Annotated in this window: 1 pseudogene; it reads right to left on the reverse strand. The window is 72.0% G+C overall.

Annotated features, from left to right (window positions below):
• Positions 1-1,116: pseudogene (locus tag IEZ04_RS34255) on the reverse strand (alpha-1,4-glucan--maltose-1-phosphate maltosyltransferase); the annotation flags it as partial.

Genomic DNA, 1,116 nt, shown 5'->3' on the forward strand with positions numbered 1-1,116 from the left:
GGCGGTCTCCCAGTCGCGGGGGCGGAGCTGGTACTTCTCGGAGTCGAGGTACTCCTCGCTGCCGGGCCTGGCGGGGGTGTTCTCGCACAGTTCGTAGCCGCTGTAGACGCCCCAGGCGGGGGAGAGGGTGGCGGCGAGGACGGCGCGGACCTCGAAGGCGGGGCGGCCGCCGTGCTGCAGGTAGGCGTGGAGGATGTCGGGGGTGTTGACGAAGAAGTTGGGCCGCATGCAGGCGGCCGCCTCGCCGGACAGCTCGGTGAGGTACTCCGTCAGCTCCTGCTTGGTGTTGCGCCAGGTGAAGTAGGTGTAGGACTGCTGGAAGCCGATCGCGGCCAGGGTGTGCATCATGGCCGGCCGGGTGAACGCCTCGGCCAGGAAGATCACGTCCGGGTCGGTGCGGGCGATGTCGGCCAGCACCCGCTCCCAGAAGACGACCGGTTTGGTGTGCGGGTTGTCCACCCGGAAGATCCGCACCCCGTGCGCCATCCAGTGCCGCAGCACCCGCAGCGTCTCGGCGACCAGGCCGTCCAGGTCGGCGTCGAAGGCGATGGGGTAGATGTCCTGGTACTTCTTGGGCGGGTTCTCCGCGTACGCGATGGAGCCGTCGGGGCGGTGGTGGAACCACTCCGGGTGCTTCTCCACCCAGGGGTGGTCCGGGGAGCACTGCAGCGCGAAGTCCAGGGCCACCTCCAGGCCCAGCCCGGCGGCGCGGGCCACGAAGCGGTCGAAGTCCTCCAGGGTGCCCAGGGCGGGGTGGACGGCGTCGTGGCCGCCCTCGGCGGAGCCGATCGCCCAGGGCACGCCGACGTCGTCGGGGCCGGCGGACAGGGTGTTGTTCGGGCCCTTGCGCCAGGTGTGCCCGATCGGGTGGATCGGCGGCAGGTAGACCACGTCGAAGCCCATCGCGGCGATCGCGTCCAGCCGCCGGGCGGCGGTGCGGAAGGTGCCGTGCGGCTCCTCGGGCGTGCCCTCCGAGCGGGGGAAGAACTCGTACCAGGACCCGTACAGCGCCCGCTCCCGCTCCACCACCAGCGGCAGCTCCGCCGAGGCGGTGACCAGCTCCCGCAGCGGATACCGGGCCAGCACCCCGTCCACCTCCGGCGCCAGCGCCGCCGC

The sequence above is a fragment of the Streptomyces ruber genome (genome assembly GCF_014648075.1).
In the GTDB taxonomy this organism is placed as follows: Bacteria; Actinomycetota; Actinomycetes; order Streptomycetales; family Streptomycetaceae; genus Streptomyces; species Streptomyces ruber.